Source organism: Azospirillum sp. ST 5-10 (assembly GCF_051225715.1).
In the GTDB taxonomy this organism is placed as follows: domain Bacteria; phylum Pseudomonadota; class Alphaproteobacteria; order Azospirillales; family Azospirillaceae; genus Azospirillum.
Window position 1 is genome coordinate 64,865 of sequence record NZ_JBPJSP010000005.1, and the last position, 21,935, is coordinate 86,799.

At 72.5% G+C, this 21,935-nt stretch carries 20 protein-coding genes; 14 read left to right on the forward strand and 6 right to left on the reverse strand.

Annotated features, from left to right (window positions below; genetic code table 11):
- The first annotated feature begins 2 nt into the window (after positions 1-2).
- From ACSBPG_RS07880 to ACSBPG_RS07895, 4 genes are all read left to right on the forward strand, one after another.
- Positions 3-1,505, forward strand: a complete 1,503-nt coding sequence (locus tag ACSBPG_RS07880; protein WP_435536585.1) for an efflux RND transporter periplasmic adaptor subunit — start codon at positions 3-5, stop codon at positions 1,503-1,505.
- Positions 1,502-4,684, forward strand: coding sequence for an efflux RND transporter permease subunit (locus tag ACSBPG_RS07885; protein ID WP_435536586.1), 3,183 nt, complete (start codon positions 1,502-1,504; stop codon positions 4,682-4,684). Before ACSBPG_RS07880 ends, ACSBPG_RS07885 begins: the two co-directional genes overlap by 4 nt.
- Positions 4,685-4,707: 23 nt before the next feature.
- Positions 4,708-5,073 (forward strand): copper-binding protein, encoded by a 366-nt coding sequence (locus tag ACSBPG_RS07890; protein WP_435536587.1) that lies wholly within the window; start codon positions 4,708-4,710, stop codon positions 5,071-5,073.
- 197 nt (positions 5,074-5,270) lie between these two features.
- A complete protein-coding gene (locus tag ACSBPG_RS07895) occupies positions 5,271-5,585 on the forward strand; it encodes a hypothetical protein (RefSeq protein ID WP_435536588.1) in 315 nt (104 codons plus the stop codon).
- A gap of 9 nt (positions 5,586-5,594) precedes the next feature.
- Here ACSBPG_RS07895 and ACSBPG_RS07900 read toward each other — a convergent pair whose 3' ends face one another.
- From ACSBPG_RS07900 to ACSBPG_RS07910, 3 genes are all read right to left on the reverse strand, one after another.
- A complete protein-coding gene (locus ACSBPG_RS07900; protein ID WP_435536589.1) occupies positions 5,595-5,936 on the reverse strand; it encodes a chaperone modulator CbpM in 342 nt (113 codons plus the stop codon).
- Complete coding sequence (locus ACSBPG_RS07905) at positions 5,933-6,865, reverse strand: DnaJ C-terminal domain-containing protein (protein WP_435536590.1); 933 nt, start codon at positions 6,863-6,865, stop codon at positions 5,933-5,935. Before ACSBPG_RS07905 ends, ACSBPG_RS07900 begins: the two co-directional genes overlap by 4 nt.
- A 125-nt stretch (positions 6,866-6,990) precedes the next feature.
- Positions 6,991-8,001, reverse strand: a complete 1,011-nt coding sequence (locus tag ACSBPG_RS07910; protein ID WP_435536591.1) for an SDR family oxidoreductase — start codon at positions 7,999-8,001, stop codon at positions 6,991-6,993.
- Positions 8,002-8,158: 157 nt separating this feature from the next.
- Here ACSBPG_RS07910 and ACSBPG_RS07915 point away from each other — a divergent pair, with 157 nt between their 5' ends.
- From ACSBPG_RS07915 to xdhB, 9 genes are all read left to right on the forward strand, one after another.
- Positions 8,159-9,088, forward strand: coding sequence for a LysR family transcriptional regulator (locus ACSBPG_RS07915; RefSeq protein ID WP_435536592.1), 930 nt, complete (start codon positions 8,159-8,161; stop codon positions 9,086-9,088).
- A gap of 137 nt (positions 9,089-9,225) precedes the next feature.
- Positions 9,226-10,062 carry an ABC transporter ATP-binding protein gene (locus ACSBPG_RS07920; RefSeq protein ID WP_435536593.1) on the forward strand — a complete coding sequence of 279 codons (837 nt, stop codon included), beginning with the start codon at positions 9,226-9,228 and terminating at the stop codon, positions 10,060-10,062.
- Positions 10,059-10,838 (forward strand): ABC transporter permease, encoded by a 780-nt coding sequence (locus tag ACSBPG_RS07925; RefSeq protein WP_435536594.1) that lies wholly within the window; start codon positions 10,059-10,061, stop codon positions 10,836-10,838. The genes ACSBPG_RS07920 and ACSBPG_RS07925 overlap by 4 nt, the downstream gene beginning before the upstream one ends.
- 29 nt (positions 10,839-10,867) lie before the next feature.
- A complete protein-coding gene (locus ACSBPG_RS07930) occupies positions 10,868-11,896 on the forward strand; it encodes an ABC transporter substrate-binding protein (RefSeq protein WP_435536595.1) in 1,029 nt (342 codons plus the stop codon).
- 56 nt (positions 11,897-11,952) lie between these two features.
- The gene (locus tag ACSBPG_RS07935) at positions 11,953-12,429 is read left to right on the forward strand and encodes a nucleoside deaminase (protein ID WP_435536792.1); all 477 of its coding nucleotides are present in this window, start codon (positions 11,953-11,955) and stop codon (positions 12,427-12,429) included.
- Positions 12,430-12,457: 28 nt separating this feature from the next.
- On the forward strand, positions 12,458-12,958 hold the full coding sequence (locus tag ACSBPG_RS07940; protein WP_435536596.1) for a thiamine pyrophosphate-binding protein: 501 nt from the start codon (positions 12,458-12,460) through the stop codon (positions 12,956-12,958).
- Positions 12,955-13,563 (forward strand): thiamine pyrophosphate-dependent enzyme, encoded by a 609-nt coding sequence (locus ACSBPG_RS07945; RefSeq protein WP_435536597.1) that lies wholly within the window; start codon positions 12,955-12,957, stop codon positions 13,561-13,563. The genes ACSBPG_RS07940 and ACSBPG_RS07945 overlap by 4 nt, the downstream gene beginning before the upstream one ends.
- 36 nt (positions 13,564-13,599) lie before the next feature.
- On the forward strand, positions 13,600-14,982 hold the full coding sequence (locus tag ACSBPG_RS07950; RefSeq protein WP_435536598.1) for an FAD binding domain-containing protein: 1,383 nt from the start codon (positions 13,600-13,602) through the stop codon (positions 14,980-14,982).
- Entirely contained in the window at positions 14,982-17,267 is a 2,286-nt protein-coding gene (gene xdhB, locus ACSBPG_RS07955) for a xanthine dehydrogenase molybdopterin binding subunit (RefSeq protein ID WP_435536599.1), read from the forward strand. Before ACSBPG_RS07950 ends, xdhB begins: the two co-directional genes overlap by 1 nt.
- A 203-nt stretch (positions 17,268-17,470) precedes the next feature.
- Here xdhB and ACSBPG_RS07960 read toward each other — a convergent pair whose 3' ends face one another.
- Genes ACSBPG_RS07960 through ACSBPG_RS07970 form a run of 3 tightly spaced genes read right to left on the reverse strand, consistent with a single transcriptional unit; the run spans position 17,471 to position 20,743 of the window.
- Positions 17,471-19,024 (reverse strand): DHA2 family efflux MFS transporter permease subunit, encoded by a 1,554-nt coding sequence (locus ACSBPG_RS07960; protein WP_435536600.1) that lies wholly within the window; start codon positions 19,022-19,024, stop codon positions 17,471-17,473.
- Between the two features lie 47 nt (positions 19,025-19,071).
- A complete protein-coding gene (locus ACSBPG_RS07965; protein WP_435536601.1) occupies positions 19,072-20,226 on the reverse strand; it encodes an HlyD family secretion protein in 1,155 nt (384 codons plus the stop codon).
- Between the two features lie 25 nt (positions 20,227-20,251).
- On the reverse strand, positions 20,252-20,743 hold the full coding sequence (locus ACSBPG_RS07970) for a MarR family winged helix-turn-helix transcriptional regulator (protein ID WP_435536602.1): 492 nt from the start codon (positions 20,741-20,743) through the stop codon (positions 20,252-20,254).
- 311 nt (positions 20,744-21,054) lie between these two features.
- Between ACSBPG_RS07970 and ACSBPG_RS07975 the strand changes: the two genes are divergently transcribed.
- Positions 21,055-21,633, forward strand: coding sequence for a peptidoglycan-binding domain-containing protein (locus ACSBPG_RS07975; protein ID WP_435536603.1), 579 nt, complete (start codon positions 21,055-21,057; stop codon positions 21,631-21,633).
- The last annotated feature ends 302 nt before the right edge of the window (positions 21,634-21,935 follow it).

Consider the following 21,935-nt stretch of genomic DNA (forward strand, 5'->3'; position numbering starts at 1 on the left):
TCATGTCCGCACGCACGTTGCTGCTCGCCGCGGTGGCCCTGGCCGCCGGGCTCGGCGGCGGCATCGCCTATGAACGCTCGGCCGCCGGCGCCGGTGCCGCGCCGGGCGAGAAGAAGATCCTCTACTGGGTCGCCCCCATGGACCCCAACTACCGGCGCGCCGCGCCGGGCAAATCGCCCATGGGGATGGACCTCATCCCCGTCTACGACGGCGAGGAGCCGGCCGCCGCGCCGGTCGCCGCGCCGGCCGACGGGGCCGGGGTCGTCGCCGTCTCGCCGGCCACCGTCAACGCCATCGGCGTCCGCATCGGGCAGGCCGTGCGGGCCGACTTCGGCGACGAGATCCGCACCGTCGGCTACGTCACCCTGGACGAGGACCGAACCTCCCACGTCCACGTCCGCGGCGACGGCTGGGTCGAGAGGCTGGCCGTCCGCTCGCTCGGCGCCGAGGTCAGGGCGGGCGATCTCCTGTTCGAGGTGTTCGCCCCCGAGCTGGTGGCCGCCTCCTACGAGTACGTGCGCGACCTGCAGCGCGGCAGCGACAGCTTCGCCGCCGGCGGGCGGGCCAAGCTGCGGGCGCTCGGCGTCTCCGAGCCGCAGATCGCCGAGATCGCCGCCACCCGCCGGACGCCCGAGCGCATCCGGGTGCTCGCCCCCCAGGACGGGGTGGTGACGCAGATCGCGGCGCGCGAGGGCATGTACGTCAAACCCGACGAGACGCTGATGACCCTGGCCGACCTGTCGTCGATCTGGGTCATCGCCGACGTCTTCGAAAGCCAGTCGGCGCGCGTCCGGCCGGGCATGGAGGCGGAGGCCCGCCTCGACCACCTGCCCGAGGACGTCTGGCGCGGCCGGGTCGACTACGTCTATCCCGACCTCGACCCGGCGACGCGCACGCTCAAGGTCCGCCTGCGCTTTCCCAACCCGGAGCTCAAGCTGCGCCCCAACATGTTCGCCAACGTCGTGCTCAAGGGGGCGGCGCGCTCCGGGGTGCTGGCGGTGCCGGCGGAGGCGGTGATCCGCACCGGGCGCAGCGACCGCGTCGTCCTCGACCTCGGCGCCGGACGGTTCCGGGCGGTGCCGGTGACGGTCGGCGCGCGTTCCGGCGAGCGCCTGGAGATCCTGTCCGGGCTGGAGGAGGGCGCGCGCGTGGTCCGCTCGGGCCAGTTCCTGATCGATTCCGAGGCCAGCCTCACCGCCGGCCTCGCCCGCCTGGAGACCCCGGAGCAGGGGCATCGGCACGAGCCGGCGCCGCCGGCCGCCCCCGAGGCGCTGGCGCAGACGTCGGCGACCGTCAACGCGGTGGACGCCGGCGGCCGCACCGTCAACGTCACCCACGGGCCGATTCCCGTGCTCGGCTGGCCCGGCATGACCATGGACTTCGGCCTGGCCGACGCCGTGGACGCCGCCGCCCTCGCGCCGGGCGCCCGGGTCCGTCTGTCCATCGGCCGCGACGCCGCCGGCGCCTTCGTGGTGGTCGGCGCCGAGGCGGAGGCCTCGTCATGATCGCCGCCCTCATCCGCTGGTCCCTCGACAACCGCTTCCTGATCGTGGTGCTGAGCGTCCTCCTGGCGGTGGGCGGGGCGTGGGCGGTGGCGACGACGCCGGTCGACGCGCTGCCCGACCTGTCCGACGTCCAGGTGATCGTCAAGACCTCCTATCCCGGCCAGGCACCCCAGGTGGTCGAGGACCAGATCACCTATCCGCTCGCCACCGCCATGCTCTCGGTGCCCGGGGCGCGCACGGTGCGCGGCTATTCCATGTTCGGCGACAGCTACGTCTACATCATCTTCGAGGAGGGCACCGACCTCTACTGGGCCCGCTCGCGGGTGCTGGAGTACCTGTCCCAGGTGACGTCGCGCCTGCCGGCCGGTGCCGCCCCGGCGCTCGGCCCCGACGCCACCGGGGTGGGCTGGATCTACCAGTACGCGCTCGTCGACCGCAGCGGCCGGCACGACCTGTCGCAACTGCGTGTGCTCCAGGACTGGTTCCTGAAGTACGAGCTGCAGACCGTCCCCGGCGTGGCCGAGGTGGCCACCATCGGCGGCATGGTCAAGCAGTACCAGGTGGTCGTCGATCCGCAGCGGCTGCGCGCCTACGGGCTGCCGCTCTCGGCGGTCGCCGCGGCGGTGCGCGCCGCCAACCAGGAAACCGGCGGCTCGGTCGTCGAAATGGCGGAAGCCGAGTACATGGTCCGCGCCGGCGGCTACATCGACGAGATGGCCGATCTGCTGGCGGTGCCGCTGAAGACCGGCGCCACGGGAACGCCGGTGCTGCTGTCCGACGTGGCCGAGGTCCGGCTCGGGCCGGAGTTGCGCCGCGGCGTCGGCGAGCTGGACGGCGAGGGCGAGGCGGTGGGCGGCGTCATCGTCATGCGCTGGGGCGAGAACGCGCTCGCCACCATCGACGCCGTCAAGGGCAAGCTGGCCGAGCTGCGCCGGGGCCTGCCCGAGGGCGTGGAGGTCGTCGTCACCTACGACCGCTCCGGCCTGATCGAGCGGGCCATCGACACCCTGACCCACAAGCTCGGGGAGGAGATGCTGGTGGTGGTGCTGGTGTGCGCCGCCTTCCTGCTGCACCTGCGCTCGTCGCTGGTGGTGGTGCTGTTCCTGCCGCTGGGGCTGCTGGCCGCGTTCGTCGTCATGCGCCTTCAGGGCATCAACGCCAACATCATGTCGCTGGGCGGCATCGCCATCGCCATCGGCGCCATGGTCGATGCCGCCATCGTCATGATCGAGAACCTGCACCGCAAGCTGGAGACGGTGCGCCTCACGCCGGAGAACCGCTGGCGGGTGGTGGCCGAGGCGACCACCGAGGTCGGCCCGGCGCTGTTCTTCTCGCTGCTCATCATCACCCTGAGCTTCGTGCCGGTGTTCGCGCTGGAGGCGCAGGAGGGGCGGATGTTCAAGCCGCTCGCCTTCACCAAGACCTACGCCATGGCGGCGGCGTCGATCCTGTCGGTGACGCTGGTGCCGGTGCTGATGGGCTGGTTCATCCGCGGCCGCCACATCGTGCCCGAGCACCGCAACCCGGTGAGCCGCCTGTTCATCGCCCTGTACCGGCCGCTGCTGGCCGGGGCGGTGCGCCACCCCGTGGCGACGGTGGTGCTGGCCGTGGCGCTGACCGCCACCGCCGCCTACCCGCTGGCGCGCTTCGGCTCGGAGTTCATGCCGGAGCTGGACGAGGGCGACATCCTCTACATGCCCAGCCTGTTCCCCGGCGTCTCCATCGGCAAGGCCGGGGAGATCCTGCAGCAGACCGACCGGCTGATCCGCACGGTGCCCGAGGTGGCCAGCGTCTACGGCAAGGTCGGCCGGGCCGAGACGGCCACCGACCCGGCGCCTCTGACCATGGTCGAGACGACGGTCCGCCTGAAGGCGCGCGAGGAGTGGCGCCCCGGCATGACCATGGCCGGCATCCGCGCCGAGCTCGACCGGCGGGTGAAGATCCCCGGCGTCACCAACGTCTGGATCATGCCCATCAAGAACCGGCTGGACATGCTGGCGACCGGCATCAAGACGCCGGTCGGCATCAAGGTGTCCGGCGCCGACCTGGACGAGATCGGGCGCATCGCGGCGCGCATCGAGCAGGCCGTGAAGGGCGTCCCCGGCACCGCCTCGGCCTACGCCGAGCGCACGGTGGGCGGGCGCTATCTCGACGTCGACATCGACCGCCGGGCGGCGGCGCGGCACGGGCTGTCGCTGGCCGACGTGCAGGACGTGGTGCGCACCGCGCTCGGCGGCATGCGGATCTCCGAAACGGTGGAGGGGCTGGAGCGCTATCCCATCAACGTCCGCTATCCCCAGGACGAGCGCGGCAGCCCGGAGGCGTTGCGCGAGCTGCCGATGGTGACCCCGTCGGGGGCGCACATCGCGCTCGGCGACGTCGCGGCCGTCCGCATCGTCGACGGGCCGGCGATGATCCGCTCCGAGGACGCACGGCCCAACGGCTGGATCTACGTCGACATCGCCGGGCGCGACCTCGGCGGCTACGTCGACGAGGCGCGCCGGGTCGTCGCCCAAACGGTCGAGCTGCCGCCGGGATACTCCGTCGCCTGGTCCGGCCAGTTCGAGTTCCTGGAGCGGGCGGAGAAGCGGCTCGGCATGATCGTCCCGGTCACGCTTCTGCTGATCGTCGTCCTGCTGTTCATGGCCTTCGGCCGGGCGCTGGACGTCGCCACCATCGTCGCCACCCTGCCGGTCGCGCTGTCCGGCGGCGTCTGGCTGCTGTGGCTGCTCGACTATCAGCTCTCGGTGGCGGTGGTGGTCGGGTTCATCGCCCTGGCCGGCGTGGCGGTGGAGACCGCCATCATCATGCAGGTCTACCTGAACATGGCGCTCGACCGGCGCCGCCGCGAAGCCGGCGCGGCTGGCCGTGCCGTCACCATGGACGACGTCCACGATGCGGTGACCGAGGGCGCGCTGCTGCGCCTGCGGCCCAAGGTGATGACGGTGGCGACCATCTTCGCCGGCCTGCTGCCGATCATGGCCGGGACCGGAACGGGGTCGGAGGTGATGCGCCGGATCGCCGCCCCCATGGTCGGCGGCATGGCGACCGCCACCCTGCTCACCCTCTTCGTGATCCCGGCGGTGTTCGTGCTGCTGAACCGGCTGAACGCCGTCCGCAACCCCGGGACCCCGTCCGCGACCGCCGGCGCGCTCGCCCACGGGCACCCGGCCGAATGACCCCCCAACCGGAGACAGACACCATGCGCGCCCTTTGCGTCCTGACGACCGCCCCTCTTCTCGCTGCCGTTCTTCTCGCCGCCGCGCCGGCGCTGGCCGCCGACGGCCACATGGCCGGGCACGGCGCCCTGACCGCCACCGCCACCGCCACCGCCACCGCCGACGCCGTGGCCGGCACCGGCACGGTCGACGCCGTGGACGCCGCCAAGCGCACGGTCACCATCAGCCACCGGCCGATCCAGGCGCTGGGCTGGCCGAGCATGACCATGAGCTTCGCCGTCGCCGCCGGGGTCGATCTCGCCGCCGTGAAGCCCGGGACCGCGATCGACTTCACCCTGAGGCGCGGCGCCGACGGCATCTACATGGTTGGGACCCTCGCCGGTCGGTGAGGGTGCCCCCTCCGCGCCGCCGGCCTCCCCTCCCGGGCGGCTGGCCGGCGGCGCTCCCGCCCAGCACATGGAAACGGCTGGCGTCACGCCCGCGGGGCCGAAAATTGTCCCACCAGGGCCAGCGCCAGCCTGACCATATAGGGAATGCCCCGTGGCGCCGACGTGCCGGGGGGCACCGTCCTGGGGGGAGCAAGAGCATGGGTCTTGGGGTCGTTCTTCGTCACGCCGGTCTGACGGCCGTCGCCGTTGCCGTCTCGGCCGCCGTTTCGCTGCCGGCAGCGGCCGGCGACCATCGGCACGGGCACGGTCGCGGCCACCACAAGCACCACCGCTACGGGCCCCCGGCCGTGGTGTACACGGCCCCGCCGCCGCCCGTCGTCGTCGTGCCGGCGCCGCCCGCCGTGGTCTACGCGCCGCCGCCCCGGGTCGTCTACGCGCCGCCGCCGGCGGTCGTCTACGCCCCACCGCCGATGCCCGGCGTGAGCATCCAGATGAACATCCCGCTGCGCTGACGGGCGCCGCTACTCGCCGGACGTCTCCAGCCGGCGGACCTCCTCGGCCAGCGCCGCGCGGGCCTCGGGCGGCAGGTGGCCGATGGCCCGCGCCAGCACGGTCAGCCGGCGGCGCAGGCCGTGCACCGTGTCGAGCAGCGAGAGCACCAGCGGCACCGTGTCGTCGTCGAGGTCCAGGTCCTGGCGCAGGTCGCAGATCAGCTCGATCCGCGCCAGGTCGATCGCGGTGAAGGTCACGGCGCCGCCGCCGCCGTGCGGGCGCACCCAATGCCGTTCGATCCACAGGGTGAGGTCGCCGCGCGACACGCGCCGGCAGGCGGCCAGCGCCTCGTCGAAGCCGATCCCGCTCATCCTCCCGCCTCCATCGCCTTGCGCGGGTCGTAGCCGGCCGGCGCCCAGGACTTGGCGAACGCCTCCAGCTCGGCATCCGGCCGGTCGGGCAGGGCGATCCGCACGGTCACGTACTGGTCGCCCCGCGTCTTGCGGTGGGGGTCGGGAACGCCCTTGCCCTTGAGGCGCAGCACGGTGCCGTTGTTGGCCCCCTTGGGCACGCTCAGCATCACCGCCCCGTCCACCGTCGGCACCCGCACCTTGGCGCCCAGCACCGCCTCGCCCAGGGTCACCGGCAGGTCGAGGCGGATGTCGTCGCCGTCGCGGCGGAACCAGGGATGGGGGCGGACCTGCACGGTGACCAGCGCGTCGCCCGACGGGCCGCCGCCGACGCCGGGCATCCCCTGGCCCTTGAGGCGCACGGTCCCGCCGTCCTCCAGCCCGGCCGGCAGGTCGATGTCGAGGGTGCGCCCGTCGGGCATCGTCACCCGGCGCTTGCCGCCCTTGACGGCGTCGAGGAAGTCGAGCGGCAGGGTCAGGCTGAGGTTGCCGCCCTTCACGCGCGCCTCGGTGCGGCGGCCGCCGGCCGCCCCGGCGAAGCCGCGGCTGCCGAACAGGTCGGCGAAGATGTGCTCGAGGTCGTCGGCGGCGAAGCCCTCGGCGCCCTGGTAGCGGGCGCCCCCGGGGCCGCCGGCGAAGTCGCGGTAGTAGTGGCGCTGCGGCCGTTCCTGGCCCGAGGCGTCGATCTCGCCGCGGTCGAAGCGGGCCCGCTTGTCGGCGTCCGACAGCAGGTCGTAGGCGGCGGTGATCTCCTTGAAGCGCTGCTCCGCCTCGGCGTTGCCGGGGTTGAGGTCGGGGTGGTGCTTCTTGGCGAGCTTGCGGTAGGCCTTGCGGATCTCGTCCGCCGAGGCGGTCTTGGACACGCCGAGAATGTCGTACGGGTTGCTCATGGCGCGATCGAAACAATGCTGGGGCGGGTTTCCCTGCCATATGCGTTCGATTTTACGCCATTCAAGTGGGAATAGCGGGCGGGGCCGGCATGCGCCGGCGGAAGGGCGCGGCCCCGCCCGGCCGGTCAGCCGCCGCGGATGCCGCCCAGCACCGGCAGGATCTCGCCCGTGATGAAGCTGGAGCAGGCGGGAGCGGCGAGGAAGACGTAGGCCGGCGCCAGCTCCTCCGGCTGGCCGGGGCGGCCCATGGGGGCGCTGCTGCCGAAGGACTTGACGCCCTCGGCCGGCTTGTCCGCCGGGTTCAGCGGCGTCCACACCGGGCCCGGCGCCACCGCGTTGACGCGGATGCCGCGCTCCATCAGGTGTTCGGCGAGCGACATGGTGAGGGCATGGATGCCGCCCTTGGTGGTGGCGTAGTCGATCAGGCTCTTGTTGCCGGCGAGGCCGGTGACCGAGCCGGTGTTGATGATCGAGCCGCCCTCCGGCAGGTGCGGCACCGCCGCCTTGGCCATGTGGAAGTAGCCGTAGAGGTTGGTCTTGATGGTGCGGTCGAAATGCTCCTCGGTCAGGTCCTCGAAGGTGGGGACATGCTCCTGGAAGGCGGCGTTGTTGACGAGGATGTCCAGCTTGCCGAGCTCGCGCACGGTGCGGGCGACGGCGTTGCGGCAGAAGGTGCTGTCGGTGACGTCGCCGGGGATGGTCAGGCAGCGCCGCCCCTCGGCTTCGACCGCCCGCCTGGTCTCCTCGGCGTCGGAGTGCTCGTTCAGGTAGACGATGGCGACGTCGGCCCCTTCGCGGGCGAACAGCACCGCCACCGCCCGGCCGATGCCGGAATCGCCGCCGGTGATCAGCGCCACCATGTCCTTCAGCTTGTCCGACCCCTTGTAGTCCGGCGCCCGGTAGCGCGGCCGCGGCTCGAGATCGGACTCCAGGCCCGGCTTCTTCAGGTGCTGCGCCGGCAGCGGCAACTCCGGCTCGGGGCGCGGCCCGGCCTGCATCGCGCCCTGGGACCCCGACCCCTTGGCGCGGGCGTCCGCCTCCTCCACCTGGCGCTGGATCGCGCGGTGCTCTTCGGCCGTGCGCTCGGCGTCGCGGGCGTGCTTGTCCAGGGGCGTGTCGTGGGAGCGGTCGCTCATGGGAGACCTCGGATCGCAAAGGGGGAAACGTCATGTTCCGCCCTGCAACCGGGCGCCCGGCGCTCCGGTTCCCGGATGCGGCAACCGCGGGCGATGCGTCCGGCCCGAACCGGTCTAGACTGCCCGGGCAAGCGTTCCGGACCGGGAGGACGAACGGATGGATCCCCAACGACTGGGGCTGGTTTCCACGCGGCTGCTCTATTTCCAGCTGGTGGCCGAGCAGGGTTCGGTGCGGAGGGCGGCGCTGGCCCTCAACGTGGCGCCATCGGCGGTCAGCCGGGCCGTCAAACACCTCGAGGAGGATCTCGGCGTTCCGCTGCTGGACCGCATCGGCCGCCGGCTGAAGCTGACGAGCGCCGGCGAGACGCTGCTGCACCATGCCCGCGCCAGCGTGCAGCAGCTGAGCAGCGGGCTCGCCTTCATCCAGGACCTGCAGGGACTGCGCCGCGGCAACGTCCGGGTGGCCGCCGTCGAGAGCATGATGCGCGAGACGCTGCCGGCCGTTCTCTCCCGGTTCTGGGGACGCTTTCCGAACGTCAGCGTCGATCTCCGCACCACCGGCTCGCAGGAGGCGCTCGACGCCGTGGCCGACGGCCGGATCGACCTGGCCATCGCCTTCGACGTGCCGGTGCCGCGCAAGGCGAAGCGCCTGGCGAGCGCCAAGCTGGGCTTGGGGGCCCTGGTGCGGCCCGACCACCCGCTGGCCGGCAACGGGACGGTGCGCCTGCGCGAGTTCGCCGGCGAGCGGGTCCTCCTGGCCGACACCTCGCTGACGCTCGGCCGGACCATCGAGCAGACGGCCGTGGCGGCCGGGGTGCGGTTCGAGCCGCGGGCCATCACCAACTCCATCGGCGCCCTCATCCACTTCGCCGTGCAGGGTTACGGCGTGACGTTCCAGACGCGCCTGGGCGCCGAGCGGGAGCTGAGCGAAGGCAGGCTGGTGTTCCTGGCCCTGCGCGAGCGGGGCCTGAGACCGCGCGAGCTGGTGCTGGCGGCCCGGGCCAACGGCCAGCTCTCCGAGGGGCCGGCAACTTTGGCGCACATGCTGAGCAAGGTCGTTGCCGATTTGGACGAGGAAACGTCCTGACCCGTACCTGTTGCCTCCAGGGCAACAGCCGGTGCGAATAATAACGTCTATCTCGCACATGCGAGAGCGTGCCACGCTGCGTCGACACCGTGTTCCGGCGCCGCCGGGACCGGGTCGAGCGTCCGGCAGAGGCCCGCATGAGTCCCATCCCCGTCGCGTCCGCACCTCCCTTCGCCAAGATGGTGGAACTGGAGAACGTCGTTCTCGAGTTCGGCCGGGGCGCCGCCGCCGTGCGGGCGCTCGACGACGTGTCCCTGGACGTCCGGCAGGGTGAGTTCGTGGCGCTGGTCGGGCCGTCGGGTTGCGGGAAGTCGACCATCCTCAGGCTTCTCGTCGGCCTGGCGAAGGCCAGCTCCGGCGCGGTGGTGGTGGGCGGCCGCGAGGTCGGGGCGAAGCCGCTGCGCGCCGGCCTCGCCTTCCAGAACCCGACGATGCTGCCGTGGCTGACCATCGAGCGGAACGTCATGCTGCCGCTCAAGATCGTCGAGCCGTTCCGGCAGCGGTACCGGCAGGAAAGGAACCGCGAGTTCCGCGACCGCGTCGCCGACCTGTTGGAGCTCGTGGGCTTGCGCGACTTCGCGCACAAGTACCCGTGGCAGCTCTCCGGCGGCATGCTGCAGCGCGCCAGCCTGTGCCGCGCGCTGATCCACGAACCCGAACTCCTGCTTCTCGACGAGCCGTTCGGCGCGCTCGACCAGTTCACCCGCGAGGAGCTGTGGGCGAACATGCAGGAGATCTGGCTGGCACGCCGCCCGACGGTGCTGCTGGTCACCCACGACCTGCGCGAGGCCGTCTATCTCGCCTCCCGCGTCATCGTGATGAGCCCCCGCCCCGGCCGCATCGTCGCCGACCTCCACGTTCCCTTCGCCCGCCCGCGGACGGTCGACACGACCTACGAGCCGGCCGCCGCCGCCCTGTGCCAGGACATGCGGCGGCTGATCACCGCAACCCCGCAGACAGGACGCCGGGCATGACCCTCTCCTCGCGCCAGGCACGCTCGCGGTTCTGGTCGTCGCTGATCATCGTCGGCACGTTCGTGGCCTGGGAGGTGGCGTGCCGTGCCCTGGACGTCAGCACCTTCGTCCTGCCGATGCCCAGCGAGATCGCGGTGGCGCTCTATCAGCGGTTCCCCGCGCTGTGGCCGCATCTCGTCCAGACGATCCAGACCACGACCATCGGCTTCCTCCTCAGCATGGTCGTCGGCGTCGCCCTGGGCGGCCTCGTCGGGACCTCGCGCGTCGCCTACGACGCCGTCTACCCGCTGCTGGTGGGGCTCTCCTCGATCCCCAAGGTGGCGCTCATTCCGATCTTCGTGGTGTGGCTCGGCGCCGGCACCGGCCCCGCCATCCTCACCGCGTTCGTGATCTCGATCTTTCCGGTGGTCGTCAACGTCGCGACCGGCCTCGCCACCACCGAGCCCGAGCTGGAGGACATCCTCAAGGCGCTGGGCGCCAGCCGGGCCGACATCTTCTGGAACGTCGGGCTGCCGCGCACCGCCCCCTACCTCTTCGCCGCCATGAAGGTGGCGATCACCGTCGCCTTCATCGGCTCCATCACCTCGGAGTCCATCGCCGCCAACAAGGGCATCGGCAACGCCATGCTGATCGCCTCGTCGAACTTCGACATGCCGCTGCTCTTCGCCGCCCTGACCCTGGTCTCCGTCACCGGCATCCTCTTCTACGTCGTCTTTTCGCTCATCGAACGCCGCGCCACCCGCTGGGCGACGCGCGGCCGCGATCCGATCGCTTGACTCAACCGTCCCTGGAAGGGAGTCCGAACATGAAGCGTCTCGTCCGCTCGCTGCTCCTCGGTGCGATGGCGACCCTGTTCAGCGCCGCGGCGTTCGCCGACGGCGTGCCGATCCGGTTCACGCTGGACTGGAAGGCGCAGGGACCGCACGCCTGGTTCTACCTCGCCAAGCAGAAGGGATACTTCGCCGCCGAGGGGCTCGACGTCACCGTCGACCAGGGGGAAGGCTCGGCCGCCGCCGTCACCCGCGTGATGTCCGGCGCCTACGACGCCGGTTTCGGCGACATCAACGCCCTCATCCAGGCCGCCGTCAAGGCGCCGAAAGAGGCGCCGGTGATGGTCTATCTCGTCTACAACAAGGCGCCCTTCGCCATCATCGCCAAGGCCGGCGGCCCGGTGCGCAAGCTGGCCGACCTCGAGGGGAAGACCATCGCCTCGCCGGCCGGCTCGGCCACCTTCAAGCTGTTCCCGGCGCTCGCCGAGGCCAACGGCTTCGACGCCTCGCGCGCCAACGTGCTGAACGCCGCGCAGAACCTGATCGAGCAGATGCTGGTGCGCGGCGAGGCCGACGCCATCGCCCAGTTCGGCCCGACCAGCTACATGAACTTCATCGCCATGGGCCTCGACCCCGACAAGGACTTCACCTGGTTCTTCTACAGCGACCACGGTGTCGATATGTACTCGAACGGCGTGATGGTCTCGCAGGCGCTCCTCAAGAAGAACCCGGACGCGGTGAAGGGGCTGGTCAAGGCCATCAACCGCGCGATCATGGACGTCGCCGCCGATCCCAAGGCCGGCATCGACGCCCTGGTGGCCGTCGAGCCGCTGACCAACCCGGACCTCGAGCGGCGGCGCATGCTCTACACCCTCGACAACCAGATGCGCACCGCCGAGACGCAGGCGCTGGGCCTCGGCGCCCTCGATCCCGACCGGCTGAAGGCCTCCATCGCGACGCTGGCCAAGGTCTACGAGCTGCCGGCGACGCCCGACGCCGCGGCCGTGTTCGATGCCTCCTTCCTGCCGCCGAAGGCGGAACGGATGCTCCCCCCGGCGAAATGACATCCACCCCGGAGCGGGGGCCGCGGCGCCCGCTCCTGCAGAGGAACGACGTGACCATGATTTCCGAGCACGAAAAGTTCATGGCCATGGCCATCGAAGAGGCCAAGGCCGGAGCCGCCATGGGGGAGCAGCCGTTCGGCGCCGTGGTGGTCCTCGACGGCGAGGTGATCGTCCGCAGCCGCTCGCTCAAGGTCTCCACCAGCGACACCACCGCCCATTCGGAGACCCTGGCGATCAAGCTGGCGACGCAGAAGCTGCAGAAGCGGCACATCCCCGACGCCGTGTTCTATTCCACCTGCGAGCCCTGCCCGATGTGCCTGGGCGCGGTGCTGAACGCCGGCATCCGCACGCTGGTGCTCGGCGCCCGCAACGAGGACATCAAGCGGCTGGCGACGCTCGCCTTCAACTTCAAGGACTACAGCGTCGAGAGCTTCGCCGCGATGGTCGGCTGGGACCTGACGCTGGTGACCGGCGTGCTGCACGAGGAGTGCGTCGACCTCTACCGCACCGCCGCGGTCGAGCTGACCCGCTGACCCCCGGACCCGCGAGGCAACCCCGATCATGCACCCGTCAGCGGTGAACGCCGTCATCCGCGGCCTCAAGGCGGCCGGCGTCAGCGTCGTCTGCTACTTGCCGGACTCGCTGTTCAAGGAGCTCTACCCGGCGCTCGACGCCGATCCCGACATCCGCACGATCCGCGTCACCAACGAGGGCGAGGGGGCCGCCATCTGCGGCGGCGTCTTCCTCTCCGGCAAGCGCGCGGCCCTGGTGATGGAGAACTCCGGCCTGCGCGCCTCGGTGGAGCCGCTGGCGCGGCTCGGCCTCGGCGCCGGCATCCCGGTGGTCATGCTCATGAGCTACCGCGGCGAACTCGGCGAGAACAACTGGTGGGCGGTGCCGCACGGCATGACCATGGAGCCGCTGCTGCAGGCGCTGCGCGTGCCCTACCGCGTCGTGACGGAGGAGGAGAAGATCGAACGCGCCATCCGCGACGCCTTCGACTGGTCCTACGCCGCCTACTACCACTCCGCGGTCGCCCTGGGCGGGAGCGTGGTCCGATGAAGCGCTACGATTGCATGGAGGCGCTGGCCAGGCGCCTGAAGGACGAGCTGGTGATCCTGTCGCTCGGCGGCAGCGTCGACGAGTGGTACAACGCCGCCCCCCACATGCGCGAGGCGAGCCTGTTCCAGCAGCAGCTCGGCTGCGTGACGCCGCAGGCGTTCGGGCTGGCGGTCGGCCTGCCGCACCGCCGGATCGTGTCGCTCGACACCGACGGCGGCATGATGTTCAACCTCGGCATCCTGGCCACCTTGGGCAACGAGCGGCCGAAGAACCTGTTCGTCGTGGTCTGGGACAACGAGTGCTACCAGTCCATCGGCGGGCCGCCGACGCACACGGCGTCGGGCCGCGTCGACATCGCGGCGATCGCCCGCGGCGCCGGCGTCGACGACGCCCACACCGCCCGCACCCTCGACGAGTTCGACGCCCTGTGCGCGCGCGGGCTGGCGGCGACGGCGCCGTTCCTCGTCGTCGCCAAGGTGTCGGGCCAGGTGCGGCCGGACATCCGGCGCAAGCACTCCGACGGGCGCGAGGACAAGTACATCTTCGTCCGCCACGTCGAGAAGACCGAAGGCGTCGTCATCATGGGGCCGAGCGAGCACAACTAGCCGGCACCGCACGCCCGTGCAGAAGGAAGCACACCCGTGTCCGCGTCGATCTCCTTCCACCTGAACGGGGAACGCTGCGTGCTGCCGCCGCAGACCTCCCCCACCACCACCCTGCTCGACTGGCTGCGTGGCCCGGCCGCCCTGACCGGCACCAAGGAGGGCTGCGCCGAGGGCGACTGCGGCGCCTGCACCGTGGTGCTCGAAGCGCCGGACGGTGCGCGGGTGCCGGTGAACGCCTGCCTCGTCACCCTCGGCCAGCTTCACGGCGCCGCCGTGCGCACGGTGGAGGGGCTGCGCGGCGCCGACGGCTCGCCCCATCCCGTGCAGCGGGCGATCGCCGACTCCCACGGGACGCAGTGCGGGTTCTGCACGCCCGGCGTGGTGATGACGGCGTGGGCGCACGCGCGGGAGGGCGGCGACCCGCACGAGGCGCTGGCGGGCAACCTGTGCCGCTGCACCGGCTACCGCCCGATCGTCGAGGCCTTCGCCCGCCTTCCGGACGAGGCGGCGCCTCCGCCGGCACCGACCGAGCCCGCCGTCTCGACGGCGTTCGAGGGACAGGGGCAGGTGTTCCACCGGCCGGCGTCCCTGTCCGAGCTGGTGGCCCTGCGCGCCGCGCATCCCGGGGCGTGGCTGCTGGCGGGGGGCACCGACCTCGGCCTGCGCCTGTCCAAGCACCGCGAGACGCCGGCCCGGGTGATCTGCACCTTGGGCGTGCCGGAACTGGAGGTGGTCGAGGCCGGCGCGGCGGGCCTGCGGGTCGGCGCCGCCGTAAGCTACCGGCGCCTCCTGTCGCTGTGCGCCGCCGAACCCGGCTTCGCGCCCGTCGCCGACCTGCTGCGCCGGCTGGGCTCGCGCCAGATCCGCGGCCTGGGCACCGTGGGCGGCAACCTCGGCACGGCGTCGCCGATCGGCGACGCGCTGCCGCCGCTGCTGGCGCTGGGCGCCACCGTGCGGCTGGCCGGGCCGGCGGGCGAGCGCGCGATGGCGGTGGAGGACTTCCTCCTCGGCTACCGCCGCAACGCCCTGGACCCCGGCGGCGAAGTCATCCGCGACGTCTGGATGCCCCGCCCGCCCGCGGGCGCCTGGCTTGCCTGCGAGAAGCTGTCGCGCCGCCACGACCAGGACATCACGATCGTCGGGCTGAGCGCGCTGGTCACGGTGGAGGACGGCCGCATCGCCGCGGCGCGGGTGGCGCACGGCGGCCTCGGCCCCAAGGCGGCGCGGTCGCCGGCCGCGGAGGCGGCGCTCACGGGGGCGGCCTTCGCCCCGGCCAGCTTCGAGCGGGCGGCGGAGGCGCTGGCCGGCGAGGTCGCGCCGATCGACGACCACCGCGCGTCCGCGGCCTACCGCCGGCGCGCCGGCGGCAACCTGCTGCGGCGCCTGGGTTGGCGCTGGTCCGGCGCGGAGGCGGCGTGATGGAGGCGGCGCCGCTGCTCACCCGCGTCGTCGGAGCGCCGCTGCCCCACGACAGCGGCCTCGCCCACTGCACCGGCGAGGCGCGCTTCGCCGACGACATCCCGGAGCCGCCCGGCACCCTGCACGCCGCGCTGGTGCTGTCGGACGTGGCGCACGGCCGCCTGGCGGCGCTGGACGCGGCGGACGCCCTGGGCATGCCCGGCGTCGTCGCCGTCCTCGGCGCCGCCGACGTCCCCGGACGGAACGACGTGTCGCCGTCGCCGCGGGCGGCCGCGCCGCTGTTCGCCGCCGACGCGATCCTCCACTGGGGGCAGCCGCTGGCCCTGGTGGTCGCCGCCACCCGCGACCAGGCGCTGGCCGCCTCGGCCCGCGTCCGCGTGGCGGTCGACGCGCGGGAGCCGGTGCTGACCGTCGAGGCGGCCCTGGCGGCGGGCGACCTGCTGATGGACCCGATGGTGCTCGCCACGGGCGACGCGGCGGCGGCGCTCGCCGCGGCCCCGCACCGGGCGGCCGGCGAGTTCCGCTGCGGCGGGCAGGAGCACTTCTACCTCGAAGGGCAGATCTGCCTCGCCGTCCCCGGCGAGGACGGCGACCTCGTCCTGCACTCCTCGTCCCAGCACCCGACCGAGGTGCAGCACGTCGCGGCCCGCGTGCTGGGCTGCGACTTCAACCGCGTCACCGTCCAGGTGCGGCGCATGGGCGGCGGCTTCGGCGGCAAGGAGAGCAACGCCTCCTGGGTGGCCGCGGCGGCGGCGCTGGCGGCGCACCGGACCGGCCGGCCGGTCAAGCTGCGCCTGTCGCGCACGGTGGACATGGCGGCGACGGGAAAGCGCCATCCCTTCCTGTTCCGCTGGCAGGCCGGCTTCGACGACAGCGGCCGCATTCTCGCCTTGGACGCCCTGATGGCCGCCGACGGCGGGCACGTCCTCGACCTCTCGGCCGGAGTGATCCTGCGCGCGGTCACCCACGGGCTGAACGTGCTCGACGTGCCGGCGGTGCGGATCGACGGGCGGGTGGTGCGCACCAACACCGTCAGCAACACCGCCTTCCGCGGCTTCGGCGGGCCCCAGGGCGTGCTGCTGGCCGAGGACGTGGTGCGCCAGGTCGCCCGCACGCTGGGCATGACGCCGGAGGCGGTGCGCGAGCGGAACTTCGCCGGCGGCGGCAACGGCGATCGGACGCCCTACGGTCAGGCGCTCGATGGCGATCTGATCCGGCGGGTCTGGGCGGAAGCCCGGGCGCTCGCGGACTGGGACGGGCGGCGGACCGAGGTGGACCGCTTCAACGCCGCGCATCCCTTGCGGCGCCGCGGCCTCGGCTCCTTCGTGCTGGCCTTCGGCATCTCCTTCGCGGTCCAGCACCTGAACCAGGCCGGGGCGCTGGTGCACGTCTACGCCGACGGCTCGATCCGCCTGAACCACGGCGGCACGGAGATGGGGCAGGGCCTGTTCGTCAAGGTGGCGCAGGTGGTCGCCGAGGTCTTCGGCGTGGCGCTGGCCCGGGTGCGGGTCAGCGCCACCAGCACCGCCGAGGTGCCCAACACCGCGCCGACCGCGGCGAGCACCGGCAGCGATCTCAACGGCTGGGCCGCCCACGCCGCCGCGACGGCGATCCGCGACCGCATGGCGGCCGTGGCCGCCGAGAGCTGGGGCGTGGAGCCGGGCGACGTCGCCTTCGCCGATGGCGTGGTGTCGGCCGGCAACCACCGCCTGACGTTCGGCGAGCTGGCGGGCCTGTGCCATCTCCGGCGGGTCTCGCTGTCGGCCACCGGCTTCTACCGGACGCCCGGACTGCACTGGGACGCCGCCACCATGCGCGGCGAGCCGTACTTCTATTTCTCCTACGGCGCCTCGGTGGCCGAGGTCGAGGTGGACCTGCTCACCGGCGAGCACCGCTGCACCGGCGCGTGGCTCGTCCAGGACTGCGGGCGCAGCCTGAACCCGGCGGTGGACCTGGGCCAGATCGAGGGAGCCTTCGTCCAGGGCCTGGGCTGGCTGACCTGCGAGGAGCTGCGGTGGGACGCGCAGGGGCGCCTGCGCACGCTCGGTCCGTCGACCTACAAGATCCCGGGCTCGCGCGACGTGCCCGAGACGTTCCAGGTGCGGCTCCTCGACGACGCGCCGGCGCGCGCGGCGACGATCTTCCGCTCCAAGGCGGTCGGCGAGCCGCCGCTGGTGCTCGCCACCGCCGTCTGGAACGCGCTGGTCGACGCGGCCGGCACGCCGACCCTGGACCTGCCGGCGACGCCGGAACGCCTGCTGCTGGCGACGGCGGCGGACCGCTAAGCAGGTTTTCCGAACTCCGCCCACCTTTGGGCGGGCTCGGAAAACCTGCAAAACCAGAGAGTCCGCAGGTTTGCCCAGGCCGGGCCATCTGTGGCCCGATCTGGGCAAACCTGCTTAGAGCGGGATCACTCCCGGTGGAATCACCGGGAGTGATCCCGCTCCACATTCGAATGCTTAGGGCAAGATCACGCCGACGGGTCGGATCAGTCGTGCGCCACCGCCGGCGCCGGGGAGGCGGCCGCCTGGGACGGGCTGCGCAGCACCAGGAGCAGCGGCACCGCCGCCAGGGTGACGATCATCATCAGCAGGAAATCGTCGACGTAGGCGATCATCGCCGCCTGCCGCGTCACCTCGGCGTTGACCGCCGCCAGCGCCTGGGTCGGCCCGGCCGAGGCGAGCGCCGAGAGGTACGGGTCGAGCGACGGGTTGGCGGCGGTGACGTGCTCCGCCAGCTCGGCGTGGTTGAGCTGGGTGTTCTGCGCCAGCAGGGTCGACACCACCGAGATGCCGACGCTGCTGCCGAGGTTGCGCACCAGGCTGAACAGGCTGGCGGCGTCGGTGCGGTCGCGGGCCGACAGGGTGGCGAAGGCGATCGTGCTCAGCGGCACGAACACCAGGCCCAGGCCGAGGCCCTGGACGACGCCGCTGATGACCACCGGCCAGTAGTCCATCTCCAGGCTGAAGCCCGTCATGGCGTGCAGCGACCACGCCGTCAGGCCGAGGCCGGTGAGGATCAGCAGCCGCGCGTCCACCCGGCGCACCAGCCGTCCCACGAGCAGCATGGAGATCATGGTGCCGACACCGCGCGGCGCCATCACCAGCCCGGTGGTGACCACGGGGTAGCCCAGCAGGTTCTGCAGCAGCGGCGGCAGCAGGGCGAGGCTGGCCAGCAGGATGATGCCGACGATGAAGATGAAGATCAGGCCGGTCACCAGGTTGCGGTCGCGGAACAGGCGCGGCTCCAGGAACGGCTGCTCGGCGGTGGCCGTGTGCACGGCGAAGGCCCAGAACCCCGTGGCCGCCAGGCCGGCCTCGAGGATCACCTCGGTGGAGGCGAACCAGTCGAGCTGCTCGCCGCGGTCGAGCATCATCTGCAGGGCGCCGACGCCGAGGCTCAGCAGGGCGAAGCCGAGGAGGTCGAAGGGGCGCCGGCGGGTGCCCTCGTCGGGCAGGAAGGTGAGGATGCCGAGGAAGGCGAGGATGCCGAAGGGCAGGTTGACGTAGAACACCCAGCGCCAGTTCAGCGTCTCGGTCAGCCAGCCGCCGAGCGTCGGCCCGATGATCGGGCCGACCATGATGCCGGCGCCCCAGAGCGCCATGGCCTGGCCGACCCGCTCGCGCGGGTTGATGTGCAGCAGGACGCTCTGCGACAGCGGCACCAGGGCGGCGCCGAACACCCCCTGGAGGACGCGGAACGCCACCATGCCCTCCAGGCTGCTGGTGGCGCCGCACAGCATCGAGGCCACGGTGAAGCCGGAGACCGAGACCAGGAACAGGCGCTTCTGGCCGATCCGGTCGGACAGCCAGCCGGTCACCGGGGTCATGATGGCGGCGGCGACGATGTAGGAGGTGAGGACCCAGGTGATGGTGTCCTGGGCGGCGCCCAGCGTGCCCTGCATGCTGGGCAGGGCGACGTTGGCGATGGTGGTGTCCAGCACCTGCATGATGGTCGCCAGCATGATGGACACGGTGATCAGGCCGCGGTGCGGCACCTCGGTCCCGGGGCGCCCGCCGGCGGCGGCGGTGGCGGTTGCCATGCTGTTCCTTCCGGGCTGTTCCTTCCGGGCTGTTCCTTCCGGACGCCTCAGCGGGCGTCCGTCGTTCCGGGGGCGGCGTCGGTGGCGTAGGCGGTGCCGGCGCTCAGGCCGAGGGCCGAGAGCACCGAGCGCACCGGGCCGGGCAGGCCGCGCCGGTGCTCGGTGTCGACGACGACGGTGGCCGACAGGCCGGCCCGCAGGGTGACGCCGGGCGGCGGCGCGTCGCTGAGGCGCACCCGCACCGGCACCCGCTGCACCACCTTGACCCAGTTGCCGGTGGCGTTCTGCGCGGGCAGCAGCGAGAACTCCGACCCGGTGCCGGCGCCGATGCTGGCGACGCGCGCCCTCAGCGCGTGGCCGGGATAGGTGTCGAGCTCGACCTCCACCTCCTGGCCCGGCGCCATGTGGGTGAGGTCGGTCTCCTTGTAGTTCGCCTCGACGTAGGTGGTGGCGCTCTTGACGAGGCTGAGGGCCGGCGTGCCGGTGGCCATGAACTGGCCGACGTTGAGGCGCGAGGTCTGGCTGACGACGCCGTCGGCCGGCGCCCGCACCTCGGTGTGGGCGAGGTCGAGGCGCGCCTTGTCGCGGCCGGCCAGCGCCTCCAGCACCAGCGGGTGGCGGTCGGTCGGGATGTCGGGGTCGCCGCCCAGCGCCGCCAGCGCGCTGGTCACGCCCTGGCGCGCCTTGGCCAGGGTCTGCTGCGCCGTCTGGAGGTCGTTCCTCGCCTCCTCCATGGTCGACTGGGCGGCGTAGCCGTTCTTCGACAGGCGCGCCTGCCGGTCGTATTCGTGCTGCCGGTACTCCAGGTCGTGCTCGGCGGCGCGCAGCTCGGCCTGGCTCTGGGCGTAGGCGGCCCGGCGCTGCTCCACCTGCAGCCGGGCCGAGGCCAGCACCGCCTCGGCCTGGGCGAGCGCGATGCGGAAGGGCTCGGGATCGATGCGGAACAGCACCTGCCCGGCCTGCACCCGCTCGTTCTCGGCCGCCGCCACCTCGAGGATGCGGCCGGAGACGTCGGGGGCGAGGGAGACGATGTCCTGCTGGACGTAGGCGTTGTCGGTCGAGACGTAGCGTCCGCCGGTCACCCAGAAATAGCCGCCGCCCAGCACCAGGACGACGGGCAGCGCCAGCATCAGCGCCCAGCGCCGGCCGCGGGCCTTGCGGCGCGGTGTCTCCGGGGCGGTGGCGGGTTCGGTGTTCGACATGGATGGAAAGCTCCGTGGGCGCCCGTCAGGGCGCGACGTTCCGTTTGGCGGGCCGCTCGGCGCGCTCCTCGGCGGAGCGCTCGCACAGATTGGCCCGCATGTGTCCGAGGGCCGCCACCAGGGCGGCGCGCGCCTCCGGGGTCAGGCCGGCCAGCGCCTCCTCGTAGATCTCCTCCGCCAGCTGGCGCATCTCGCCCAGCGCCGGCCGCGCCTTGTCGGTCAGGTAGAGCAGCCGGGCACGGCGGTCGCCGGGGTCGGGGCGGCGCTCCACCCATCCCCCCTCCTCCATGCGGTCGAGCAGGCGGGTCAGGGTGATCGGCTCGACGTCCAGGCATTCGGCGAGGTGGGCCTGCTTGGAGCCCTCCTCGCGGGCGATGTGGAACAGCGCCTGCCACTGGGCGCGGCTGAGGCCGCTGGCCCGGGCGCGCTGGTCGAAGCGCCGGCGCATCAGCCGGGCGACGTCGCCGATGAGGAAGCCCAGGCTGGGGGGCGGGTTGGCGGGGGGCGTCTCGATCATGGGGTCAATATAATAAGCTAGCTTATAATAGCCATGGCTTGATGAATGCGCGCGGCGCCGCGCAGCCATGCGGGCGGGGTGCGGGGACGCGGCCGGCCGAGGGCCGGCCGACGCCGCGCCGGCCTCTGTAAAGGATTCGGACTCCTCCCTTCGCAGTCTCCGAAGGCGGTACTATTTGCCGATTGTTCCGGCGTCATTCCCGTTGCACTTGGAACCGGTGGGCTCAAGGGGCGTTGTGGTTGCAAATCCGGACCTGTGCCGTTGTGCGTCGGCGGCGAGGCCTCGGGTGGAGACAAAACGGGACACAGATCATGCGCAAGATTCCGATGATGGTCGCCGCGTCCGGCTTGGCCCTGGCGTTGGCGGCCTGCGGCAACACCACCGAGCAGCGGTCCGCCACCGGCGGGGCCGGCGGTGCGGTGGCCGGCGCGCTTGTCGGCGGGCCGGTCGGCGCCGTGGTCGGCGGCGTCGGCGGCGCCGCCGCCAGCTCGCAGCTCGACGAGCCGATCGACGAGAAGGTCGGCGAACTGACGGACGACTCCGCCCGCAGCGGCAGCACCGGCGGCCGCACGACGGCCTCCGCCTCGTCCTCGGGCATGAGCGCCGGCGAGATCCGCCAGGTGCAGCAGGCGCTCAACGAGCGCGGCTACAGCCTCGCCGTCGACGGCGTCTGGGGCCCGAACACCCGCGACGCCGTGCGCCGCTTCCAGCGGACCAACGGCATGGAGGCCACCGGCCGCGTCGACCGTCAGACCATGGCCGCCCTGCAGACGAACGGCGGCAACGCCGGCCAGCAGCCGACGTCCGGCTCGTCGGCCACCGGCAACAGCGGCGCCACCGGCAACACCGGCCCGGCCGGCGGCATGAACCAGGACCAGCAGAACCAGTAACCGCCGGCCGCATCGGCCCCGTCCCCGCCGGCCATGCCGGCGGGGACGGGGCCGTTTGGCAATCGCCGACCGACTCGGCCCCCTCGATTCCCTCTCCTCCCCCTGTTGGCAATCGCCGACCGCCGGCCGAGTCGCCGGCTTTTCCCGCCGGCCGCTTGGCAGTCGCCGACCGCGGGCTTGGCAATCGCCGACCGCGACTCGCGGGCGACTCGCGTTATCCCCAGGCGATCGCCGACCAAGCAAATAGACTCCTGGCAAATAATCCGGCAACTAGCCTGGTCGGCGATCGCCAAATGGACTCT

Bases quoted from the DNA above. Each gene is read 5' to 3' on its own strand.
- ACSBPG_RS07880 (WP_435536585.1), top strand. From the start codon at position 3: ATGTCCGCACGCACGTTGCTGCTCGCCGCGGTGGCCCTGGCCGCCGGG.
- ACSBPG_RS07885 (WP_435536586.1), top strand. From the start codon at position 1,502: ATGATCGCCGCCCTCATCCGCTGGTCCCTCGACAACCGCTTCCTGATC.
- ACSBPG_RS07890 (WP_435536587.1), top strand. From the start codon at position 4,708: ATGCGCGCCCTTTGCGTCCTGACGACCGCCCCTCTTCTCGCTGCCGTT.
- ACSBPG_RS07895 (WP_435536588.1), top strand. From the start codon at position 5,271: ATGGGTCTTGGGGTCGTTCTTCGTCACGCCGGTCTGACGGCCGTCGCC.
- ACSBPG_RS07900 (WP_435536589.1), bottom strand. From the start codon at position 5,936: ATGAGCGGGATCGGCTTCGACGAGGCGCTGGCCGCCTGCCGGCGCGTG.
- ACSBPG_RS07905 (WP_435536590.1), bottom strand. From the start codon at position 6,865: ATGAGCAACCCGTACGACATTCTCGGCGTGTCCAAGACCGCCTCGGCG.
- ACSBPG_RS07910 (WP_435536591.1), bottom strand. From the start codon at position 8,001: ATGAGCGACCGCTCCCACGACACGCCCCTGGACAAGCACGCCCGCGAC.
- ACSBPG_RS07915 (WP_435536592.1), top strand. From the start codon at position 8,159: ATGGATCCCCAACGACTGGGGCTGGTTTCCACGCGGCTGCTCTATTTC.
- ACSBPG_RS07920 (WP_435536593.1), top strand. From the start codon at position 9,226: ATGAGTCCCATCCCCGTCGCGTCCGCACCTCCCTTCGCCAAGATGGTG.
- ACSBPG_RS07925 (WP_435536594.1), top strand. From the start codon at position 10,059: ATGACCCTCTCCTCGCGCCAGGCACGCTCGCGGTTCTGGTCGTCGCTG.
- ACSBPG_RS07930 (WP_435536595.1), top strand. From the start codon at position 10,868: ATGAAGCGTCTCGTCCGCTCGCTGCTCCTCGGTGCGATGGCGACCCTG.
- ACSBPG_RS07935 (WP_435536792.1), top strand. From the start codon at position 11,953: ATGATTTCCGAGCACGAAAAGTTCATGGCCATGGCCATCGAAGAGGCC.
- ACSBPG_RS07940 (WP_435536596.1), top strand. From the start codon at position 12,458: ATGCACCCGTCAGCGGTGAACGCCGTCATCCGCGGCCTCAAGGCGGCC.
- ACSBPG_RS07945 (WP_435536597.1), top strand. From the start codon at position 12,955: ATGAAGCGCTACGATTGCATGGAGGCGCTGGCCAGGCGCCTGAAGGAC.
- xdhB (WP_435536599.1), top strand. From the start codon at position 14,982: ATGGAGGCGGCGCCGCTGCTCACCCGCGTCGTCGGAGCGCCGCTGCCC.
- ACSBPG_RS07960 (WP_435536600.1), bottom strand. From the start codon at position 19,024: ATGGCAACCGCCACCGCCGCCGCCGGCGGGCGCCCCGGGACCGAGGTG.
- ACSBPG_RS07965 (WP_435536601.1), bottom strand. From the start codon at position 20,226: ATGTCGAACACCGAACCCGCCACCGCCCCGGAGACACCGCGCCGCAAG.
- ACSBPG_RS07970 (WP_435536602.1), bottom strand. From the start codon at position 20,743: ATGATCGAGACGCCCCCCGCCAACCCGCCCCCCAGCCTGGGCTTCCTC.
- ACSBPG_RS07975 (WP_435536603.1), top strand. From the start codon at position 21,055: ATGCGCAAGATTCCGATGATGGTCGCCGCGTCCGGCTTGGCCCTGGCG.